At 63.2% G+C, this 16837-nt stretch carries 15 protein-coding genes and 2 pseudogenes; 2 read left to right on the top strand and 15 right to left on the bottom strand.

The annotated features are described in order from the left end of the window. Nucleotides 1-36 precede the first annotated feature (36 nt). The 4 genes from NBV64_RS01565 to NBV64_RS01550 form a co-directional block, all read right to left on the bottom strand. Nucleotides 37-954, bottom strand: coding sequence for a DUF3577 domain-containing protein (locus tag NBV64_RS01565; protein ID WP_250756514.1), 918 nt, complete (start codon nt 952-954; stop codon nt 37-39). 359 nt (nt 955-1313) lie between these two features. Further along, nucleotides 1314-2156 carry a phosphoadenosine phosphosulfate reductase domain-containing protein gene (locus NBV64_RS01560; RefSeq protein WP_250756513.1) on the bottom strand — a complete coding sequence of 281 codons (843 nt, stop codon included), beginning with the start codon at nt 2154-2156 and terminating at the stop codon, nt 1314-1316. Nucleotides 2157-2306: 150 nt separating this feature from the next. After that, nucleotides 2307-2660: a DUF3085 domain-containing protein gene (locus tag NBV64_RS01555; RefSeq protein WP_250756512.1), complete on the bottom strand. Its 354-nt coding sequence runs from the start codon at nt 2658-2660 to the stop codon at nt 2307-2309. 145 nt (nt 2661-2805) lie between these two features. After that, complete coding sequence (locus tag NBV64_RS01550; protein ID WP_250756511.1) at nt 2806-3618, bottom strand: GTPase; 813 nt, start codon at nt 3616-3618, stop codon at nt 2806-2808. A 632-nt stretch (nt 3619-4250) separates the two neighbouring features. On the opposite strand from NBV64_RS01550, the gene NBV64_RS01545 reads away from it, so the two are divergent. Beyond that, nucleotides 4251-5821 (top strand): IS3 family transposase gene (locus tag NBV64_RS01545; protein WP_099047680.1). Its coding sequence is split into 2 segments (ribosomal slippage): nt 4251-4689 and nt 4689-5821, totalling 1572 coding nucleotides; the frame shifts between segments, so codons are not numbered across the junction. 157 nt (nt 5822-5978) lie between these two features. After that, a complete protein-coding gene (locus NBV64_RS01540; RefSeq protein ID WP_250756510.1) occupies nt 5979-6983 on the top strand; it encodes a carbon-nitrogen hydrolase family protein in 1005 nt (334 codons plus the stop codon). 161 nt (nt 6984-7144) lie between these two features. Here NBV64_RS01540 and NBV64_RS01535 read toward each other — a convergent pair whose 3' ends face one another. From NBV64_RS01535 to NBV64_RS01485, 11 genes and pseudogenes are all read right to left on the bottom strand, one after another. Further along, entirely contained in the window at nt 7145-7423 is a 279-nt protein-coding gene (locus NBV64_RS01535) for a uridylate kinase (RefSeq protein ID WP_250756509.1), read from the bottom strand. Nucleotides 7424-7518: 95 nt separating this feature from the next. Next, nucleotides 7519-8235, bottom strand: coding sequence for a DUF5983 family protein (locus NBV64_RS01530; RefSeq protein ID WP_250756508.1), 717 nt, complete (start codon nt 8233-8235; stop codon nt 7519-7521). Between the two features lie 80 nt (nt 8236-8315). After that, the gene (locus NBV64_RS01525; RefSeq protein ID WP_250756507.1) at nt 8316-9017 is read right to left on the bottom strand and encodes a hypothetical protein; all 702 of its coding nucleotides are present in this window, start codon (nt 9015-9017) and stop codon (nt 8316-8318) included. A 105-nt stretch (nt 9018-9122) separates the two neighbouring features. Then, a complete protein-coding gene (locus NBV64_RS01520) occupies nt 9123-9584 on the bottom strand; it encodes a hypothetical protein (RefSeq protein WP_250756506.1) in 462 nt (153 codons plus the stop codon). Nucleotides 9585-9682: 98 nt separating this feature from the next. Further along, entirely contained in the window at nt 9683-10072 is a 390-nt protein-coding gene (locus NBV64_RS01515) for a hypothetical protein (RefSeq protein WP_250756505.1), read from the bottom strand. A 22-nt stretch (nt 10073-10094) separates the two neighbouring features. Further along, on the bottom strand, nt 10095-10304 hold the full coding sequence (locus NBV64_RS01510; RefSeq protein WP_250756504.1) for a hypothetical protein: 210 nt from the start codon (nt 10302-10304) through the stop codon (nt 10095-10097). A gap of 330 nt (nt 10305-10634) precedes the next feature. Then, nucleotides 10635-10937 (bottom strand): annotated as a pseudogene (locus NBV64_RS01505) (hypothetical protein); the annotation flags it as partial. 37 nt (nt 10938-10974) lie between these two features. Beyond that, nucleotides 10975-12545, bottom strand: a protein-coding gene (locus NBV64_RS01500) for an IS3 family transposase (protein WP_099047680.1) whose coding sequence is annotated in 2 segments (ribosomal slippage) — nt 10975-12107 and nt 12107-12545 — 1572 coding nt in all. Because the reading frame shifts where the segments join, the coding sequence is not laid out codon by codon here. A 233-nt stretch (nt 12546-12778) separates the two neighbouring features. Continuing rightward, nucleotides 12779-13027, bottom strand: a pseudogene (locus NBV64_RS01495) (hypothetical protein); the annotation flags it as partial. A gap of 330 nt (nt 13028-13357) precedes the next feature. Then, a complete protein-coding gene (locus NBV64_RS01490) occupies nt 13358-14911 on the bottom strand; it encodes an ATP-binding protein (protein WP_250756503.1) in 1554 nt (517 codons plus the stop codon). A 299-nt stretch (nt 14912-15210) separates the two neighbouring features. Continuing rightward, nucleotides 15211-16800, bottom strand: coding sequence for a DNA cytosine methyltransferase (locus NBV64_RS01485; protein WP_250756502.1), 1590 nt, complete (start codon nt 16798-16800; stop codon nt 15211-15213). Nucleotides 16801-16837: the final 37 nt, after the last annotated feature.

Below are 16837 nucleotides of genomic sequence, written 5' to 3'. Positions count from 1 at the left end.
GGAAAAAGGCAAGGCCCCGTGAGGGGCCATGCCGGATCAGAACGGATCAGCCAGCGCCGGCTCCTGCTCCTCGACTTGCGCCTCGGGCTCGCGCTCGGCGGACTCGGCGGGTTGTTCGGCAGCGGTGTCGGCAACGTCCTCGGCTTCGGGCGCGGGTGCGTCCTCAGCTTGCGGCGGCTCGGCTTGCGCCGGGCTCGTCGGATAGACCTGGACGCCATCGATCTTGATCAGACCGATGTGGACCAGTGTCGATTCGAGGTTCGCACCCGGTTCCCCGGCGCGCTCGCCCTTGGTGCGGATGTACGGATCGATCTTCATGTCGTTCAACTTGAAGCTGATCAGCACCTTGCGGTCCCCTTCGATGGCCTGGATGCACCGGCGAACCAGATGCTCGGCTTCAGGGGTGGCGACGATGGTGTCGAAGTACCGGTACTCCGGTTCATCGACGGGCCCGTTCAGGGCGGCGATGGTGCACGACAGGAAGGGATCGCCATCCTTGGGGGTGACGTCCTTCACTCGACTGAGGTAGCCGATGCCACGGGTGATCAGTTCATGCTGCTTGATCGAAGCCAGTTCGGCCCGGTCCAACAGCTCGGACTTGAGCAGACGTGCCTTGAGGGACGCGCCGGCCTGGCCCTTCTTGTCACCCTTGTCGCGGATGAACGGATCACCGCGCAGATCGCCGGTGCGAAAGCGCACCAGCGGACGCTGCTTCGGGTCGTCAATGCCGATATGGCGCTCGACCAGTTTCTTGGCCTCGGCACCGGAGACCTTGACGTCGAGGTAGCGGTAGATCGGGTCCTTGGCGGAGCCGACCATCGCGGCGATCGTGCATGCCAGGAAAGGCTGCGCACGGCGGCCGCCCCTGACGGGTACTTCACGGGCGCGCTGGATGTAGCCGATGCCCGAGGTGTGGATGTCGAAATACGATTTCTCGTTGGACGTGGTGCTCATGGTGAATCTCCATAGGGAAGAAGCGGAGACACACCGGCCCCACGCATGCGGGGAAAGGTGCGTAACCCCGCGGTGGGTTGATAAGGCGAAAGCATCCACCACCAGAAATTGGCGGCCGCTCGCGGACGGATGCGGTGCGAGCTGGCTCAGTCACGCAGTGGGAACTGCGCCGCAACCTCGAAGACCGATGGTTGCCTGGCATGTCGCTGACAACGTCAGCAGGCATGGGGTCAGCATGGCCGGGCCTCGCGTGCGCGACAGCAATCAATCGGCAACCGGGCGCATCCCTTTTTCCACAGTGCGCAGCGTCTGCCATAGCAGTTGCAGCCGCGGCGAGGTCGATGGCCTTTCCGTACGCATCAGTCGCCGCAGAAGCAGACGATCGACTCCTCAGTGGGATCGAACAAGTCGCCCTGGTCGGCGGCGAAGCGCGCCAGGTCCGCGTAACTGGGGCCATCGGCGCGAAACCGGGCGCCATTGGGTTTGCTCGCCAGGTTCAGCGACTCCATGCGAATCCACCAGGTGGCGGCCTCGGGCCGCGCCTTGATGAGGGCCAGGCGCTGTCCGCGCGGCTTCAGGAAACACAGGTCGCAATTGCCTTCGAGCGTGCGTCCGTTAACCGTGAGCAAATTCAGGTTGAATGGCTGAACCTGCCAGAAGGCGCTCACGTCGCGAACAGTCACGCCGGCATCCGCCAGCGGCATGCATATAGTCTCGTGGGTGGATTCTGTGGAGTGGCCGCGCGCGCGAATCTTGGCGACGCGGCGCTGCTCGTCGGCGCGGATGCCGATCATCTGGTCCCAGTCCGTCCAGCCCAGATGCCGCAGATAGCGGTGCATCGGCCTTATCTTCAGGCTAGCCGTGCAGCCGCGTGCGACGGGATTGGGCAAGTACTGGCGCTTGCGGATCAGCGCTTCGAAAGGTTCTCCTTCGCGACTGGCCCGATCGAAATCGACCAGCGCGAAGCCCTGTTCCGTGGGCAAGTATTCGAGCCAGCGGATCGGCACCTGCCAGTGCTCGGCGCAATCGCGCACGAAGCGCAAGGTCGCCTCGACTTCCTTACCTGTGTTGGCAAAGCAGATCACGGTATCGGCAGGCAGGCCGTCATTGGCTTGCAGCACGCGCCATAACATGTAGGCGCTGGTGCGTCCGCCGCTGAAGCTGATGCAAGTGGGTTGGGTGATCTTGAATGGATCGTGCATACGGTCATCTCCGGTGGCGTATCGGCGGGTTGGCCGGCGAGGCAGGCCTTAGTGGCCGGAGACGAACTCACACGCGCGGCGAGCGCCGCGATGCGGAGAAAAGAAAGCCCCCGGTGTGGGGGCTGTGAGGGCCGAGTGGCGGTTGCCGCGCTATGCGGGAGGCGCCACCTCCAGCGACAGATGCGTAGCGGTGGCCGACAGCATCAGGTCGTCTGCGGTGTGCAGAATGCGTGTGAATACGCGGTCCTTCGGATCGAAGTACTCCGCGAAGTCGTCGCCACCCAGTTCGGCACGCGCCAGTTCCCACCAGTTGTCAAATGGGTCGGTATCCGGGTTGCAACCGACGGCATAGGCCAGCAGCTTCACGCGCCCATCCGGGCGGCGCTCTCCCTGCTCGGCGAGGAAGTACACGCCATGATCCTTAACCAGGATGACGCGGCATTGGCTGGCGATCGCCTCGGTCAGCACGGGGCGCAGGTCGGAGCCTTTGAATCGCAGTGACATGGTTGAAATCTCCTGTGTGGAATAGAGAAAAGGCCCTCCACCCGAAGGGATGAAGAGCCTGTGTGGCACATGGCCAGAGGGGGCTGAAACGCCGTGGCGAAAGCCTCGGGTCAGCCGAAGAACCGCCAGGATTCAGTTCTCGGAGTCACGCTGGTACCGCCTGGCGCTGCCGGGCAGCCTTGGTGTCGATCACGCTCACATCGATCAGGCGCCAATGCCCGTCGTCGATGAGTCGCTCCAGCACTTCGCCGAGCATGTCGAAATACACCTCGTCATGCCGATCGACCAATTCGCCGTCGCGGTGTAGCTCCACCACGTAGGTGTCGCCGCCTCGGTCGTACAGCACCGTCACCCGGCCCTCGAACTTCGCGGTCGAGACCGTAAAGCTGATCGCGGGAGGCGTCGCGATGATCTTGGACGGCGTCGGATCGACCCAGGTGAAATCCTGAGCACCGGCATCGACCAGCATGTGGGTGATCCGCCGGAAGCCATCGGGCGCCGGCATTTCCTCCAACTGCTGGATGAGCTGGCCCAGTTCCATGCACTGCGGCTCGGGGATGGGCAGCTTGGCAGGCGCGGAGCCGAGGATATGCGTCTTGACGGTGTAGGGAATGCCGTCGGACGTCATCTCAGTGCGCTCTTCCGGGGTGTCCGCGCGCAAGCCATCGAAACGGCGCCGTGCGTAGGGTTGGATATGCACCTTGGCGCCTTCGTCGGGAACGGTGGTCACCAGCTTGGAATCAAGCACAGCGAATTCGCTGGGCTTGAGCTTGACGACGATGGCGTCGTCAGTGATTGCGACTACCTTCCCGTCGAATGGCTGGGGGTCGATAGCGAAGCCCAATGTCGAAGACTGCGGCTGATCGTCGAACACGCGGTACTTGAACGACCGCACGTTGCGGGGCACGTGGCCTGCGACAAGCGAAGGCATCATGGATTTGATGAAGGAACGGTCCATGGGGAATCTCCTTGAGGAAGAAACAAGGGATTCCCCGCCCGCAAGGGAGAGGTCCCTTGTGGGTGGCGTGGATGGACGCGGTACGTCCGTGGAAAGCATCGACCAGCACGGTTTCCCGTGCTCGCAGCCTTGAAGGTCTCGGCTACCTGGGCATGTGTCGGCATCGCCGACGAGCATGGAGGCAAGGATGACCCTGTAATGGGATACCCGCTCGCAGGAAACGGCACCGCGCCGTACCGGTTTTTCCGTTCTGAGGGAGCGGTAGGATGGCTGGTTACTCCCTCACCCTACCGCGTGCTGAAGGCCTGATTCTTAGATAGTTGCCGAACGTGGTGCAGGCAGTCTCGTGCTGTCTTTGATCCGCTTTTCCCGTCATGGCTGGTTCTTGTGGCGGGAAAGTGTCCCCCCGCGTCAGAATAGTTGTCGCCCCGATAGATTCTTGAGTCTCTGACTTCAAGACTCTTACCTTGGTGGTAGGTGGCTGTGGAGCTTGTGGGCGAAGGCCTGCGCGGTGGGCAACGCACCAGCGTTGTCCACGGCAAGCTGGCCGGTGCGCGAAGCGCATCGTCCACAAATCCACAGCCTCGCCTTCCCACCGATTTTTGAAGCACGGGGGCGTTGAAGAGGACGAATTGGCTCGATACGGACAAGCATTCAAGGATCGCGCGGTGGCCAGGCTGCTGCCGCCCGAAAGCGCCGCGGTGGAAGCCGTGGCAGGGGAGATCGGCGTGAACGCCGACACGCTGGAGCGCTGGCGCTCCGAGGCATTGGCCAAGCCGGCGCGCGAGCGCATCTGGACGGCTGCGGCCCGGCTGGAGGCGGTCATCACGACGGCAGCCATGGACGAGACGGCGCGCAGCGCCTGGTGCCGCAAGAACGGGGTGTACGCGCAGCAGCTTGCGCAGTGGCGAGGCAGCGCCACCCAGGCCCTGGCGCAGCCGCACGAGCAGCCCGCCAGTGCGCAGCAGACCAAGCAGGACCGCCGCCGCATCAAGGAGCTCGAGCGCGAGCTGCAGCGCAAGGAAAAGGCCTTGGCCGAGGCGGCCGCCTTGCTGGTGCTGTCAAAAAAACTCGAGGCGATCTTCCCCAGGGAAAAGGGCGAGGCCGAATGATCGGCCTGGAAGATCGCCGCAACATGGCCCAACACATCGAGCAGGCGCACCACGAGGGCGCCCGGCTCGCCGCAGCCTGCGAGTTCGCCGGCATCAGCGTGCGGACGCTTCAGCGCTGGAAGGCCCAGGATGGGCTGCAAACCGGCGACGGCAGGCCTACGGCCCTGCGTGGGACCCCAGGCCATGCCCTGACGCCCGAGGAGCGCCAGCGGCTGCTGGAGGTGGCCAACGAACCGAGGTTTGCCGACATGCCGCCGGCGCGCATCGTGCCTGCCCTGGCCGATGAGGGCGTGTACCTGGCCAGCGAATCGAGTTTCAGCCGCGTGCTGCGCGAGGCCGGCCAAAACCGGCACCGCAGCCGCGCCAAGGCGCCGCGCAAGGTCCGGCCACCCACCACCCACGTGGCCACCGCCCCGGCGCAGCTGTGGTGCTGGGACCTGACCTACCTGCCCGCGCAGGTGCTGGGACGCTGGTTCTACCTGTACCTGATCCTGGACGTGTTCAGCCGCAAGATCGTCGGCTTCGAGGTGCATGCGACGGATCACGCCGACCATGCGGCCCATCTGGTCAAGCGCACCGCGCTGGCCGAGGGCATCCACGCGATGGCGGCCAAGCCGGTGCTGCACGGCGACAACGGCTCGACCTTCAAGGCAACCACCGTGCTGGCGATGCTGCACTGGCTGGGGATCGACCCGTCGTATTCGCGCCCTCGCGTGAGCAATGACAACCCGTATGTGGAGAGCCTGTTTCGCACCGCCAAGTACCGGCCCGAGTTCCCTGCCGGCGGCTTCGTCGACCTGGACCATGCTCGCGGCTGGGCGGCCGAGTTCGTGCGTTGGTACAACCACGCGCACCGCCACAGCGGCATCGGCTACGTGACGCCGGCGCAGCGCCACGCCGGCACTGACCGCCACATCCTGCAGGCTCGGCATGAGCTGTACCTTCGGGCGCGGCAAAGCAATCCGGGCCGCTGGTCTGGAGAAACCCGCAACTGGCGTCGCATCGACGTGGTGGCCCTCAACCCCGAGCGCGAAGCGACCGTTTGCGCCGGCGAACTTCCAGGAGGCAACAAAGAACGACTGGCTGCGTGATTCAGGCGACAACTACCTTGACACGCACCGGTGTCGAGCCATACAGTTACCTTGAGCATGGATGGGCATCAAACGGGCATGCTCGAAAGGATCGTGTTCCGCACTGTTGCGGCGGTAAGCGATCTCACCTTCAAATGACAATCAAGGAGACTGGATCATGGCGCATTACCCTAAATTCAAGGCTGCGGCAATACAGGCAGCACCTGTTTATCTGAATCTGGACGCAACTGTCGAGAAGTCGGTGAAACTGATCGAAGAAGCTGCATCGAACGGTGCCAAGCTAGTGGCGTTCCCGGAGGCATTTATTCCGGGATATCCATGGTTCGCATTCCTTGGACATCCGGAATACACAAGGCGGTTCTATCACACACTCTATCTGAACGCAGTCGAGATTCCGAGCGAGGCTGTCCAGAAGATCAGTGCGGCAGCGAGAAAGAACAAGATTTACGTTTGTATTTCCTGTAGCGAGAAGGATGGTGGTTCGCTCTATCTTGCGCAGCTATGGTTCAATCCGGACGGTGATCTGATCGGCAAACACCGCAAGATGCGCGTGTCTGTCGCGGAGCGCCTTTGCTGGGGCGATGGCAATGGCAGCATGATGCCGGTGTTCGAGACGGAAATCGGTAATCTCGGAGGCCTGATGTGCTGGGAACACAATGTGCCTCTGGATATCGCTGCGATGAACTCACAGAACGAGCAGGTTCATGTGGCTGCATGGCCCGGATTCTTCGACGATGAAACAGCAAGCAGCCACTACGCAATCTGCAATCAGGCCTTCGTGCTGATGACGTCGTCCATCTATTCAGAAGAAATGAAGGACATGCTGTGCGAGACGCAGGAAGAGAGAGATTACTTCAACACATTCAAAAGCGGTCACACCAGGATCTATGGGCCCGATGGCGAACCGATCAGCGATCTGGTCCCCGCCGAAACGGAAGGAATCGCCTATGCCGAGATCGATATCGAGAAGATCATCGACTTCAAATACTATATCGATCCGGTAGGGCATTATTCCAATCAAAGCCTGAGCATGAATTTCAATCAGAGCCCCAATCCGGTGGTGAGAAAGATTGGTGAAAGGGACAGTACCGTCTTCACTTATGACGATCTGAATCTGTCAGTCAGCGATGAAGAGCCAGTCGTTCGGAGCTTGCGGAAGTAATTTTCTTGGCAGTGGATGTCATGGTGCCGTGACGTGAGGAAAGCATGCTTTCCTCCTTCAAGATGACTGATTTGCCCATGCGGGACGATTGCGTCCCGCTTTTTATTGGTGCGCCCTGCCGGGCGCACCAATAAAAAGCCCCTCGAAAGGGGCTGGAAATGTCAGGCTCCGCACACGAAATAGTGTTCGCGCTGACGTGGGAAGAACACGTGTTTCCACGTGTCACCGCTTGTATTGCCACCGTCGAACACGACCATTTCGTAGTCGTCAATGTCGGTGTCCACCAGGTCGGCGCTGTCGATATGGCGCATGTGCAGCGTGCCGCTCATGCGCTCGAATACCAGGATCTGGCCGATGGCGTCGTCCTGGCCCATGGCGTTGACGCAGGCTCCAAGCTGATGCTCGAAGTCGCGTGCGGGCGAGATGAGGTCGGGGAACATGGGGTTGCTCCTATGAAAATGGACCAGCCCGGCTCCTGGTGAGGGGACGGGCCGGCATGGGGGACAAAGAGGAAGGCTGGCGCGTAACGCGGCTACTACGACTCGACCAGCGGTAGGCCCAGCAACACGGGCGCATCTGCGTCGAGGATGAGGATGCGCACATCGGCCTGGCCAGCCAGGTCAAGGATGTTCGCCAGGTCGTCTGGCATGCCCTTTCTCCGGTGCTCTTGGCGAAGGTGTTCCGCGCTGATGCCTTCGGCATACTCCAGGTTCTTATCCGTCCAGGGCGTGGAGATCAGCTTGATGCCGATCGCCGGGCTGTACGGAACCCGGAAGGCGATGAACAGAAAGGCCTCTGGCGTGGCGAGGTCTGCCAGATTGGCGAGGTACTGGCCGGTTTCGTGGCTGATGTGTGCACTGCTGATTTCCCAGCACCGGCTGTAGTAGCCGGTCTCGAAGCTCAGCCGTCGAATCACCTCCCGAGCTGACTCTTCGGAGTAGGTGTCCCCGACATGGCATGGGCGACCGTCGAAGTCATAGCCCTCGATTGCGTAGACCACCGAGCGCACGATGCCTTCGGTTTGGCACAGTGCCTCCAGATCGGCAGGTACCTCCTGGCCCTCGATGATCAGTGCGAAGTCGGCACCGACCAGGCATGGGAACTGTGCTGCCTGATCGTCAGGCAGGGGTGCTTGGCTTAAATGCAGCGGCCGCCATACCGGCGGAGAATCGTCCTCGCAGGTGATGAGCAGTGTACGAACAATGCGCAGATTCGAATAACCGCGGATGAAGGGGTTGTCGGACTCGGACATGGATTACTCCAGGATAGAGAATACCGAGGCCACTCCCCATCGGGGATTGAGACCCCGGTGGGTTGGAAGTAGAAAATGCGTCAGGCAGCACTGAGTGCTGGCGCTTGGGCCAGCCGCTCTGCAACGCGGCGACGTACGTTCATACGAAATTGCCCGTCATTGATGCCGGCGAGCAGGCTGCCGGCCTCCATGGCGATCACGGCCGAGGCCTCTTCTGCGTCGGAGGCCAGAATGGCTTTGCGCAACTGGTCTCCGAGTTGGAGGGCCTGTGAAGACGCTCGGGCGACCTGAACTTCCCGGCTCAGATAGCTGCCGTCGCCACCGAACTCGAACAATCGCGGTTTGCTGCAATACCAGCACCCCTCGAATTGAATGGCGCTCAGGTGATGGCCGTCGTCCAGGCAGGTTGCGATCAGAAGCAATGCGTCGAGATCGGCGCTGTCCTCGAACTTGTGGTGTTCAATCAGGTTCGCCAGTTCCTCGTCCTTGCTGCTGCCGAAGAACTCGGCCAGCCGTTCGATTACCTGCGGGATCAGCGAGCCTTCGTCTTCCGATTCGTCGTCTTCGGGCATGGGGACGCCAAGCTGCGCGGCCAGATCTTCCAGACCGCCAAAGACATCGCACCATTGCGGATCATTGGTTTCGGCGATCTGGGCGATGTAGGCCTGCCCGTTGCCCGGATAGTTTTCGTCCAGCGCGAAACCGCCGAACAGTGCTTTGATGACAGGGGTCACCCGGTCGAGCATGAGTACGCCGGTGCCTTCGTAGTAGTTGTTTGCCATGGTGGCTCCTTTCGTGAAGTGAGCGGAGCCGGCCCATGCGGACAGAGCATCCGCATGGGAAAGACCCGAAGCCAAAAAGCCACGGGCAGTACGTTGATGATGAGATCAGGACGCGTTGTGGTCGGCCACGCCCATGGATTGCAGAACTTCGGTCAGTCCGACGAAGACTTCCGCATGCAGCCGGACGTAGTCGATGCCTTCTGGTGCCTGCTTGAGGCTGACCTGTCGATCCAGCGCCATCACGCGCTGTTGCAAGCGCTGGACCACGACAATTGACGAGGCCGTGCCGGTGGATTCGACCGGCTCGCCAAGTGGCCCGAGAAGCTGACGGGGTGACAAGGCCATCGCAAAGGCCTCAAACAGGTCGGGCATCATGGGATGGCAAGCCGCCTCATATGGCTGGGTGCCGATGTGAAACCGGGTGATGTTCCGGTCGTCGTCGCCTTCGATGTCGTAATCGACAACCACCAGGCGTGGTAATGGCACCGTGCCCGGCCAAGCCTGTGCAATGACCTCTTGCACCATGCCGCCTTCGAGCACGATGGACATACTGGGAATCTGAGACATGGAAACCTCCTTGATGAAAAAAACAAGGAGGGACACCGACACCCAAGGGGAGCCAGCGTCCCTCCTGGGATTGACGAAAAAAGAACAGTGTCGACCGCTTACCAGCCGTTGTAGTGCAGCACCAGGCTGGCGATGACCCGGCGGCGTGCAAGATCGAGGCCGCTCAGATCGGCCAGGCCTTCAAACCCGCACCGGCGTAGCAAAGAAGCGCTCCTGCGGGCGTTGTAGAAGCTCACCATCGCGGCGAGGAACATACGTTCTCCGCTGCTCAGTAAGCCCAGGGACCTGCTGATCTGCCGCACGTTGGGGCATAGCGCCCATTTGTCCTGGGCTTGTTCAAAGCCCTTTTTGGTGCCGTCGCCGAACCACCGGGGACCTGCGATCTGCACACCACGTTTCCATGCCTTGAAGAACGCATCGGGAGCAGCGGCGAAGTGCTGCTGCTCCCGTGCGATCTGCTCGGCAACTTCCAGGGGAAGCTGGCTCATGAGGGATTCCTTCTAGAGTTGATCAGGGGATGACGAGCTGAGACCAGCCGCCTCTTGCGAGGGCGCGTTCCGCGGCGGCGAAGCTGCGGAAGTACTCGCGGGACTCCCGCGAGACAGGTCCTTGGGAATCGCGCGTTCCGATGTAGTGACCGGCGGCGCTATGCAGGACTTCGAGCGGCAATTGCTTGCCGGTGCAGAACAAGGCGAGCTCGCCGAAAGAGGCGCGTGGCATGGTCGGACTCCTTGGAGGATGCGAGGCGACCAGGCCCGCACGGGATGGCAGCTCCCGCTGGGGTTGACGAAGGTGCATCGGCGTCGCGAGGACGCTCGTCCGCAGGGCGATGCTGGGCGGACTGGTGGGTGATACGGAGTGAACTCCGCGCAGCCTTGAACCCTGACTGCTGGCATGTGCTGACGAATCAGCGAACATGTGGGCAGCTTCGTGCGCGAGCCGCGCTGCGTCAGTTGAAAAACCGCATCCGGCCCAGTCCCGATTCATGCGCAGCGGAAAATGACAACCCCGCGTCGTGCGGGGCCGTCAGGACGGTGCGAAGGCGCCGGGTCAGTCGGGTTTGTCGCCCAGGACATGCTGCTTCCACAGGTCGAATGCCTGCTCGGACGGAAGCTCGGCGAGGATCACGATGGGCTGGTCCTGCCGGGCGCGCAGCGAAGCGAAGTACGCCTTGCGATCGGCGATGGCCTTGAGCTTGATGCCCTTGAGGTATTTCAGCTTGCCGTCCTTGATGAACAGCACCTTGTTGCCGATGTCGCGGTTGAACGCGGTGCGCACCTTGCGCTCCGAGTGCATGGCATCGGCCAGATGATCGACAAGGAAATCGAGCGACATGTCGATGGAAAGAGGCTCTGCGCCTCGGTGCGTGTCAAGGTAGTTGTCGCCTGAATCACGCAGCCAGTCGTTCTTTGTTGCCTCCTGGAAGTTCGCCGGCGCAAACGGTCGCTTCGCGCTCGGGGTTGAGGGCCACCACGTCGATGCGACGCCAGTTGCGGGTTTCTCCAGACCAGCGGCCCGGATTGCTTTGCCGCGCCCGAAGGTACAGCTCATGCCGAGCCTGCAGGATGTGGCGGTCAGTGCCGGCGTGGCGCTGCGCCGGCGTCACGTAGCCGATGCCGCTGTGGCGGTGCGCGTGGTTGTACCAACGCACGAACTCGGCCGCCCAGCCGCGAGCATGGTCCAGGTCGACGAAGCCGCCGGCAGGGAACTCGGGCCGGTACTTGGCGGTGCGAAACAGGCTCTCCACATACGGGTTGTCATTGCTCACGCGAGGGCGCGAATACGACGGGTCGATCCCCAGCCAGTGCAGCATCGCCAGCACGGTGGTTGCCTTGAAGGTCGAGCCGTTGTCGCCGTGCAGCACCGGCTTGGCCGCCATCGCGTGGATGCCCTCGGCCAGCGCGGTGCGCTTGACCAGATGGGCCGCATGGTCGGCGTGATCCGTCGCATGCACCTCGAAGCCGACGATCTTGCGGCTGAACACGTCCAGGATCAGGTACAGGTAGAACCAGCGTCCCAGCACCTGCGCGGGCAGGTAGGTCAGGTCCCAGCACCACAGCTGCGCCGGGGCGGTGGCCACGTGGGTGGTGGGTGGCCGGACCTTGCGCGGCGCCTTGGCGCGGCTGCGGTGCCGGTTTTGGCCGGCCTCGCGCAGCACGCGGCTGAAACTCGATTCGCTGGCCAGGTACACGCCCTCATCGGCCAGGGCAGGCACGATGCGCGCCGGCGGCATGTCGGCAAACCTCGGTTCGTTGGCCACCTCCAGCAGCCGCTGGCGCTCCTCGGGCGTCAGGGCATGGCCTGGGGTCCCACGCAGGGCCGTAGGCCTGCCGTCGCCGGTTTGCAGCCCATCCTGGGCCTTCCAGCGCTGAAGCGTCCGCACGCTGATGCCGGCGAACTCGCAGGCTGCGGCGAGCCGGGCGCCCTCGTGGTGCGCCTGCTCGATGTGTTGGGCCATGTTGCGGCGATCTTCCAGGCCGATCATTCGGCCTCGCCCTTTTCCCTGGGGAAGATCGCCTCGAGTTTTTTTGACAGCACCAGCAAGGCGGCCGCCTCGGCCAAGGCCTTTTCCTTGCGCTGCAGCTCGCGCTCGAGCTCCTTGATGCGGCGGCGGTCCTGCTTGGTCTGCTGCGCACTGGCGGGCTGCTCGTGCGGCTGCGCCAGGGCCTGGGTGGCGCTGCCTCGCCACTGCGCAAGCTGCTGCGCGTACACCCCGTTCTTGCGGCACCAGGCGCTGCGCGCCGTCTCGTCCATGGCTGCCGTCGTGATGACCGCCTCCAGCCGGGCCGCAGCCGTCCAGATGCGCTCGCGCGCCGGCTTGGCCAATGCCTCGGAGCGCCAGCGCTCCAGCGTGTCGGCGTTCACGCCGATCTCCCCTGCCACGGCTTCCACCGCGGCGCTTTCGGGCGGCAGCAGCCTGGCCACCGCGCGATCCTTGAATGCTTGTCCGTATCGAGCCAATTCGTCCTCTTCAACGCCCCCGTGCTTCAAAAATCGGTGGGAAGGCGAGGCTGTGGATTTGTGGACGATGCGCTTCGCGCACCGGCCAGCTTGCCGTGGACAACGCTGGTGCGTTGCCCACCGCGCAGGCCTTCGCCCACAAGCTCCACAGCCACCTACCACCAAGGTAAGAGTCTTGAAGTCAGAGACTCAAGAATCTATCGGGGCGACAACTATTCTGACGCGGGGGGGCCTTCGTGCTCGGGGTCGAACAAGGCGGGCGGCAGGCCCTTGGCGAACGACTCGGCATTGGCCAGCAGCGCCGCCTTGCCGGTGAGCGCGCGGAGGAATGTCGAACCGCCGTGGCCGTCGTTGCGGGCCTCGGCGATGGGAGCGCCGTCGAACACGACGGTGGCAGTGAAGCACAGCGTTTCCTCGCTGGCGAAGTCGGCCACCTTGAGGTTCTTCAGCGTAATACGGTCTTGCTTGGTGATGTTTTCCATGGGAAATCCTGAAATTGACCGGGAGGCGACACGCCCCTGACGGGATGTGGCGACCATCCCGTGGGTTGGAGAAAGGAGGCATCGATGCCCCGGTGGGCAGCGTTCGCTGGTGAGATGCCGAGGCGAACTGGCGGGTTGCATGGGCGGACCCCACGGCAGCCTGGACACCCTGACTGCAGGCATGGTGCTGATCAGATCAGCAACGCATGAAAACAGCATCGGAGGCTTACCTGTACAGGTCATGCGGCAATGGGGATTCGCGGCCTCCGCATTGCCGTGGAACGCAAAAAAAGCTCCCCGAAGGGAGCGGAAATGGCGGATGGCGGATGATCAAGCAATTGCGTGCAGCTTGCCCTCGGCATCGAAGCTGAGGCAGACGGTGGCGTTGGCGAGCTTGGGCTGTGCGGTATGGCGTAGAAAGCCCGGCAGTAAGGCAGCGAGCACGCGATCAGGTGCGTCCGAGCAGCCCACGGCGATGAAAGTGAGAATGGCTTGTGCATCTTCATACTCACGGTCCTCGTCATAGCGATCATCGAAGATGTAGTCCGATATGAACTCGGTACGCCCGCCGGCTTCCGGTGTCAGGTAGAGCGTGTTGCCCTTGCGCACGGCTTGCACCGCGTGCTCCAGCTCGCCCTCCAGCCCCACATGCAGCGACTCGACCAACTCCAGATCGACCTCGTCGTCGGCCAAACACCGACTGCTGTCGCGATGCAGTGTTGCGCCCGAACGGACCTGGATCTGCTCTGGCGTGACGGTTCTTACCAGCGTCTTGAGCCAGTGCCCGTCATCCAGACCCGGCTCCTGCAGCAGGAATGCCTTTGCGGCTTCGAGATAGACCTCAACGGTGTGCGCGTCGTCCTCGTCCGTACTGATGGTCCAGACTCCGAGCTGTTCTAGTACCTCGCGAGCCACTAGGCCCCCGACCGAGTAATGTGCCCAGTGAAAGCCGGACGGCTCATGCTCCCAATTGCGAAACCAGGATCGGGGAACAAAGGGCACGTCGTTGAGCAGATCGGCGTTGGACGAGTTGAGGCAGCTTTGCGCGTAGTGCTCGACAAACTCGCTGGCCGCCAACTGGGCTTTGGCCTCAATCAGCCCTTCGCGATAGGCCTGATCGATCGCTGCCTGGATGAGCTTGTGGTCGTCCGATTCGTTCAACAGATGTTGACGATCAGGAAGCCTGGCGAGGGTGTCGTCTGGCAGCAGTACGACTTGGTACTTGCCGTAGAGCGGTTCCCGACCGACTGGCAGGCCCTGGAGGAAGTAGCGCCATTGCGTGCTTGGTGCGGACAGGTCGAGCAGCACTCGGCCCATGGCGGTCTGCCGCCAAGGCAGATCTGGACCAGCAAGGGGGCGGACGATCTCGATGTCATTGAACGACACCGGAACAGGAAAGGCTTCGCACAGCCTGGCCAGTTCGCGCTCGGCCCATTCGATCAGCGTTCGTCCGGACTGCGGTAACTGCACGCCGTCCAGGCGTATCTCGGTGCCCGCGCGCGGTGACACCTGACGAACCTCGATACCGTCCCCGCGAATGATGGTCGCGGTGGCGGCGTTGAACGCCTGCGCGCGCGAATGCACGCTCAGGTGCTGGGCGAAGTACAACGTGGACAGCACGCCCAGACCAAAGGCGTTCTCGCGAGCGATCAGGTCCTCGTCCCAGCCGGACTCGGCAATGTAGATGAGGGTTTGCAGGTCGGCGATGCCCGTGCCGTCGTCGCTGACGGTGAGCGTGTCGCCCTCGGCAGTCACGCTGATATGGCGAGCTTGGGCGCGTCGGGCGTTCTGCAACAGCTCGCCGAGCATGGAATGAACGGTGAAGGCATGTCGCAGGTTGGCGATCAATCGGTGCTGGTTAGTTTGCAAGCGGATGGTGTTCATGGATGGCTCCTTGGAAAAGGTGTGCGCCGAGGCGCTGAGGTTGGAAAGGCGTGGCCCGGGCCGACGCGTGGAGGCGTCGATCAGGCGGCTGCCGGACTTGAAGAGAAACGGGCGGAATGGCCCAGAGAAGTCGCATCGACGCCCGGATGGGCGTGCGTCCGCGGCACGATACGGAACGGACGAGGTGGTCGGCGCGGAAGATTCCGCGGCGCAGCCCGGACGACCGTGGCTGCTGGCTGTTGCCGACACGTCGGCAATGCAGGACGAAGAATGGCGCGGCCTGCTGGCGTCGTCGTGCATCAATCCGAAGCTGTTGATCCCGTCTTGTGCAGGCACTGCACCAGCCGCTGGCCCAGCCACGCAACGCAGGGCACTGCCATGGAATTGCCGATCGCCTTGTAGCGAGGTGCGTCGGCGGCGAGCTTGCCGCGGTAAGGAACCAGCGTGTAGTTGTCGGGCATACCTTGCAGCCGCTCGCATTCCACCGGCATCAGCCGCCGTACCCGCCACTGTGACCAGTCGCCGGGGCCGGGGTCGTTCCAGTCGCAGCGGAAGTGCGCTTCGTAGTCGGGCGCCAGCACATGCGCCTTGTCCCCGCCGCCGCCACTGGTACGCAAGGCGGGGGAGATGCTGCCGCTCAACTGGGCGGCCAGACCTTCGGCCCGACCGCGCAGCGTCACGCCCAGCACCATGGGCCGGCCCTGGCCCGGCTTGCCGCCTCCCGTTGATAGCGTCCCGGCAAGCTGGCCGTGGCCCGACTCGAACCGAAGTTCCCCACGGGAGTTCTGTGCGAAGGCAATGGCCGGCACCACGCCTGCGTTCGCGTGGCTGTGGCAATGCCCACCCGCACGCAGCGTTGGCGCCCATTCCATCGTCGCATCTGCACCGCAGCCCTGCGCGGTGAAGGCGATGATCGGAATTCCCTTGCCAGTGCCGTCCTCGCTGCTGCCTTTGCCGCCGTTGGCGGTACTGAGCGTGTGGCTGATGTGGCCTGCGACGGACTGTGCAAGGAAGGTTTCGACCTCGAAGTCGTTCTTTGGACCCGGTGCTGCGGTCAGGCAGGCGGCCACGTCGATTGGCCCCGCCGTGTTGCCGCCACCGAACCCGAACGTCATCGTGGCCTTGCCGTAGGGCTGTTTCAGTCCTGCGAAGCCGCCTGCTGCCGCAGCACCAGGTCCAGCAGCGCCGGCAGCGCCTTGCCACGGCGCGAAGCCCGGCGAAGAATTCCCGAGCAGGCCCGCGCGCTCAAAAAGTACCTCGGCGGGATCGAGACCATCTCCACCACTTGCGACAAGAAACACACGACGGCGCCGTTGGGCGACGCCGAAATATTGAGCGTCGAGCACGCGCCAGGCGATGCGGCGCCGGGGTCCAAACACACAACCTGCGTGCGCCCATTTTTGCCCTGGCGGTTCGAGTGCACGGCTTTCTCCGGCGAGTGCTCCCAGGAAATGCCCGAAGGCGTTGCTGCGGTCGCTGAGGACGCCCGGGACGTTTTCCCAGACGAGCGCGACGGGCGGGCGGCAGATTTGGTGACGGGTTTGGTCGATGGCATTGGCTAACTCCACATAGGCAAGGGTCAAGGCTCCGCGCGGGTCCTCCAGTCCTCGACGCGCACCGGCAACGCTGAACGACTGGCACGGCGTGCCGCAGACCAGGATGTCGGGCGCCGGCACGGTGCCGTCGCGAACTTGGCGGGCGAGTGCGGTCATGTCGCCCAGGTTGGGTACGCGGGGGTAACGGTGGGCGAGCACGGCGCTCGGGAACGGCTCGATCTCGGCGAACCACGCGGCTTGCAGGCCGAGAGGTTGCCAGGCGAGGCTCACGGCCTCGATGCCGCTGCACACGCTGCCGTACAGCAGCGGCGCGTTGCGAGTTTGAGGGTGCATGTCGTATCTCCTGTTTTTGTGGCCCAAGCCAATGGCC

The organism is Alcaligenes sp. DN25 (assembly GCF_023674485.1).
GTDB classification, from domain to species: Bacteria; Pseudomonadota; Gammaproteobacteria; order Burkholderiales; family Burkholderiaceae_B; genus Alcaligenes; species Alcaligenes phenolicus.
The sequence above is the reverse complement of the archived record's forward strand: the minus strand, read 5'-3'. Positions and strand labels throughout refer to the sequence as shown.

Bases quoted from the DNA above. Each gene is read 5' to 3' on its own strand.
- NBV64_RS01565 (WP_250756514.1), bottom strand. From the start codon at position 954: ATGAGCACCACGTCCAACGAGAAATCGTATTTCGACATCCACACCTCG.
- NBV64_RS01560 (WP_250756513.1), bottom strand. From the start codon at position 2,156: ATGCACGATCCATTCAAGATCACCCAACCCACTTGCATCAGCTTCAGC.
- NBV64_RS01555 (WP_250756512.1), bottom strand. From the start codon at position 2,660: ATGTCACTGCGATTCAAAGGCTCCGACCTGCGCCCCGTGCTGACCGAG.
- NBV64_RS01550 (WP_250756511.1), bottom strand. From the start codon at position 3,618: ATGGACCGTTCCTTCATCAAATCCATGATGCCTTCGCTTGTCGCAGGC.
- NBV64_RS01540 (WP_250756510.1), top strand. From the start codon at position 5,979: ATGGCGCATTACCCTAAATTCAAGGCTGCGGCAATACAGGCAGCACCT.
- NBV64_RS01535 (WP_250756509.1), bottom strand. From the start codon at position 7,423: ATGTTCCCCGACCTCATCTCGCCCGCACGCGACTTCGAGCATCAGCTT.
- NBV64_RS01530 (WP_250756508.1), bottom strand. From the start codon at position 8,235: ATGTCCGAGTCCGACAACCCCTTCATCCGCGGTTATTCGAATCTGCGC.
- NBV64_RS01525 (WP_250756507.1), bottom strand. From the start codon at position 9,017: ATGGCAAACAACTACTACGAAGGCACCGGCGTACTCATGCTCGACCGG.
- NBV64_RS01520 (WP_250756506.1), bottom strand. From the start codon at position 9,584: ATGTCTCAGATTCCCAGTATGTCCATCGTGCTCGAAGGCGGCATGGTG.
- NBV64_RS01515 (WP_250756505.1), bottom strand. From the start codon at position 10,072: ATGAGCCAGCTTCCCCTGGAAGTTGCCGAGCAGATCGCACGGGAGCAG.
- NBV64_RS01510 (WP_250756504.1), bottom strand. From the start codon at position 10,304: ATGCCACGCGCCTCTTTCGGCGAGCTCGCCTTGTTCTGCACCGGCAAG.
- NBV64_RS01490 (WP_250756503.1), bottom strand. From the start codon at position 14,911: ATGAACACCATCCGCTTGCAAACTAACCAGCACCGATTGATCGCCAAC.
- NBV64_RS01485 (WP_250756502.1), bottom strand. From the start codon at position 16,800: ATGCACCCTCAAACTCGCAACGCGCCGCTGCTGTACGGCAGCGTGTGC.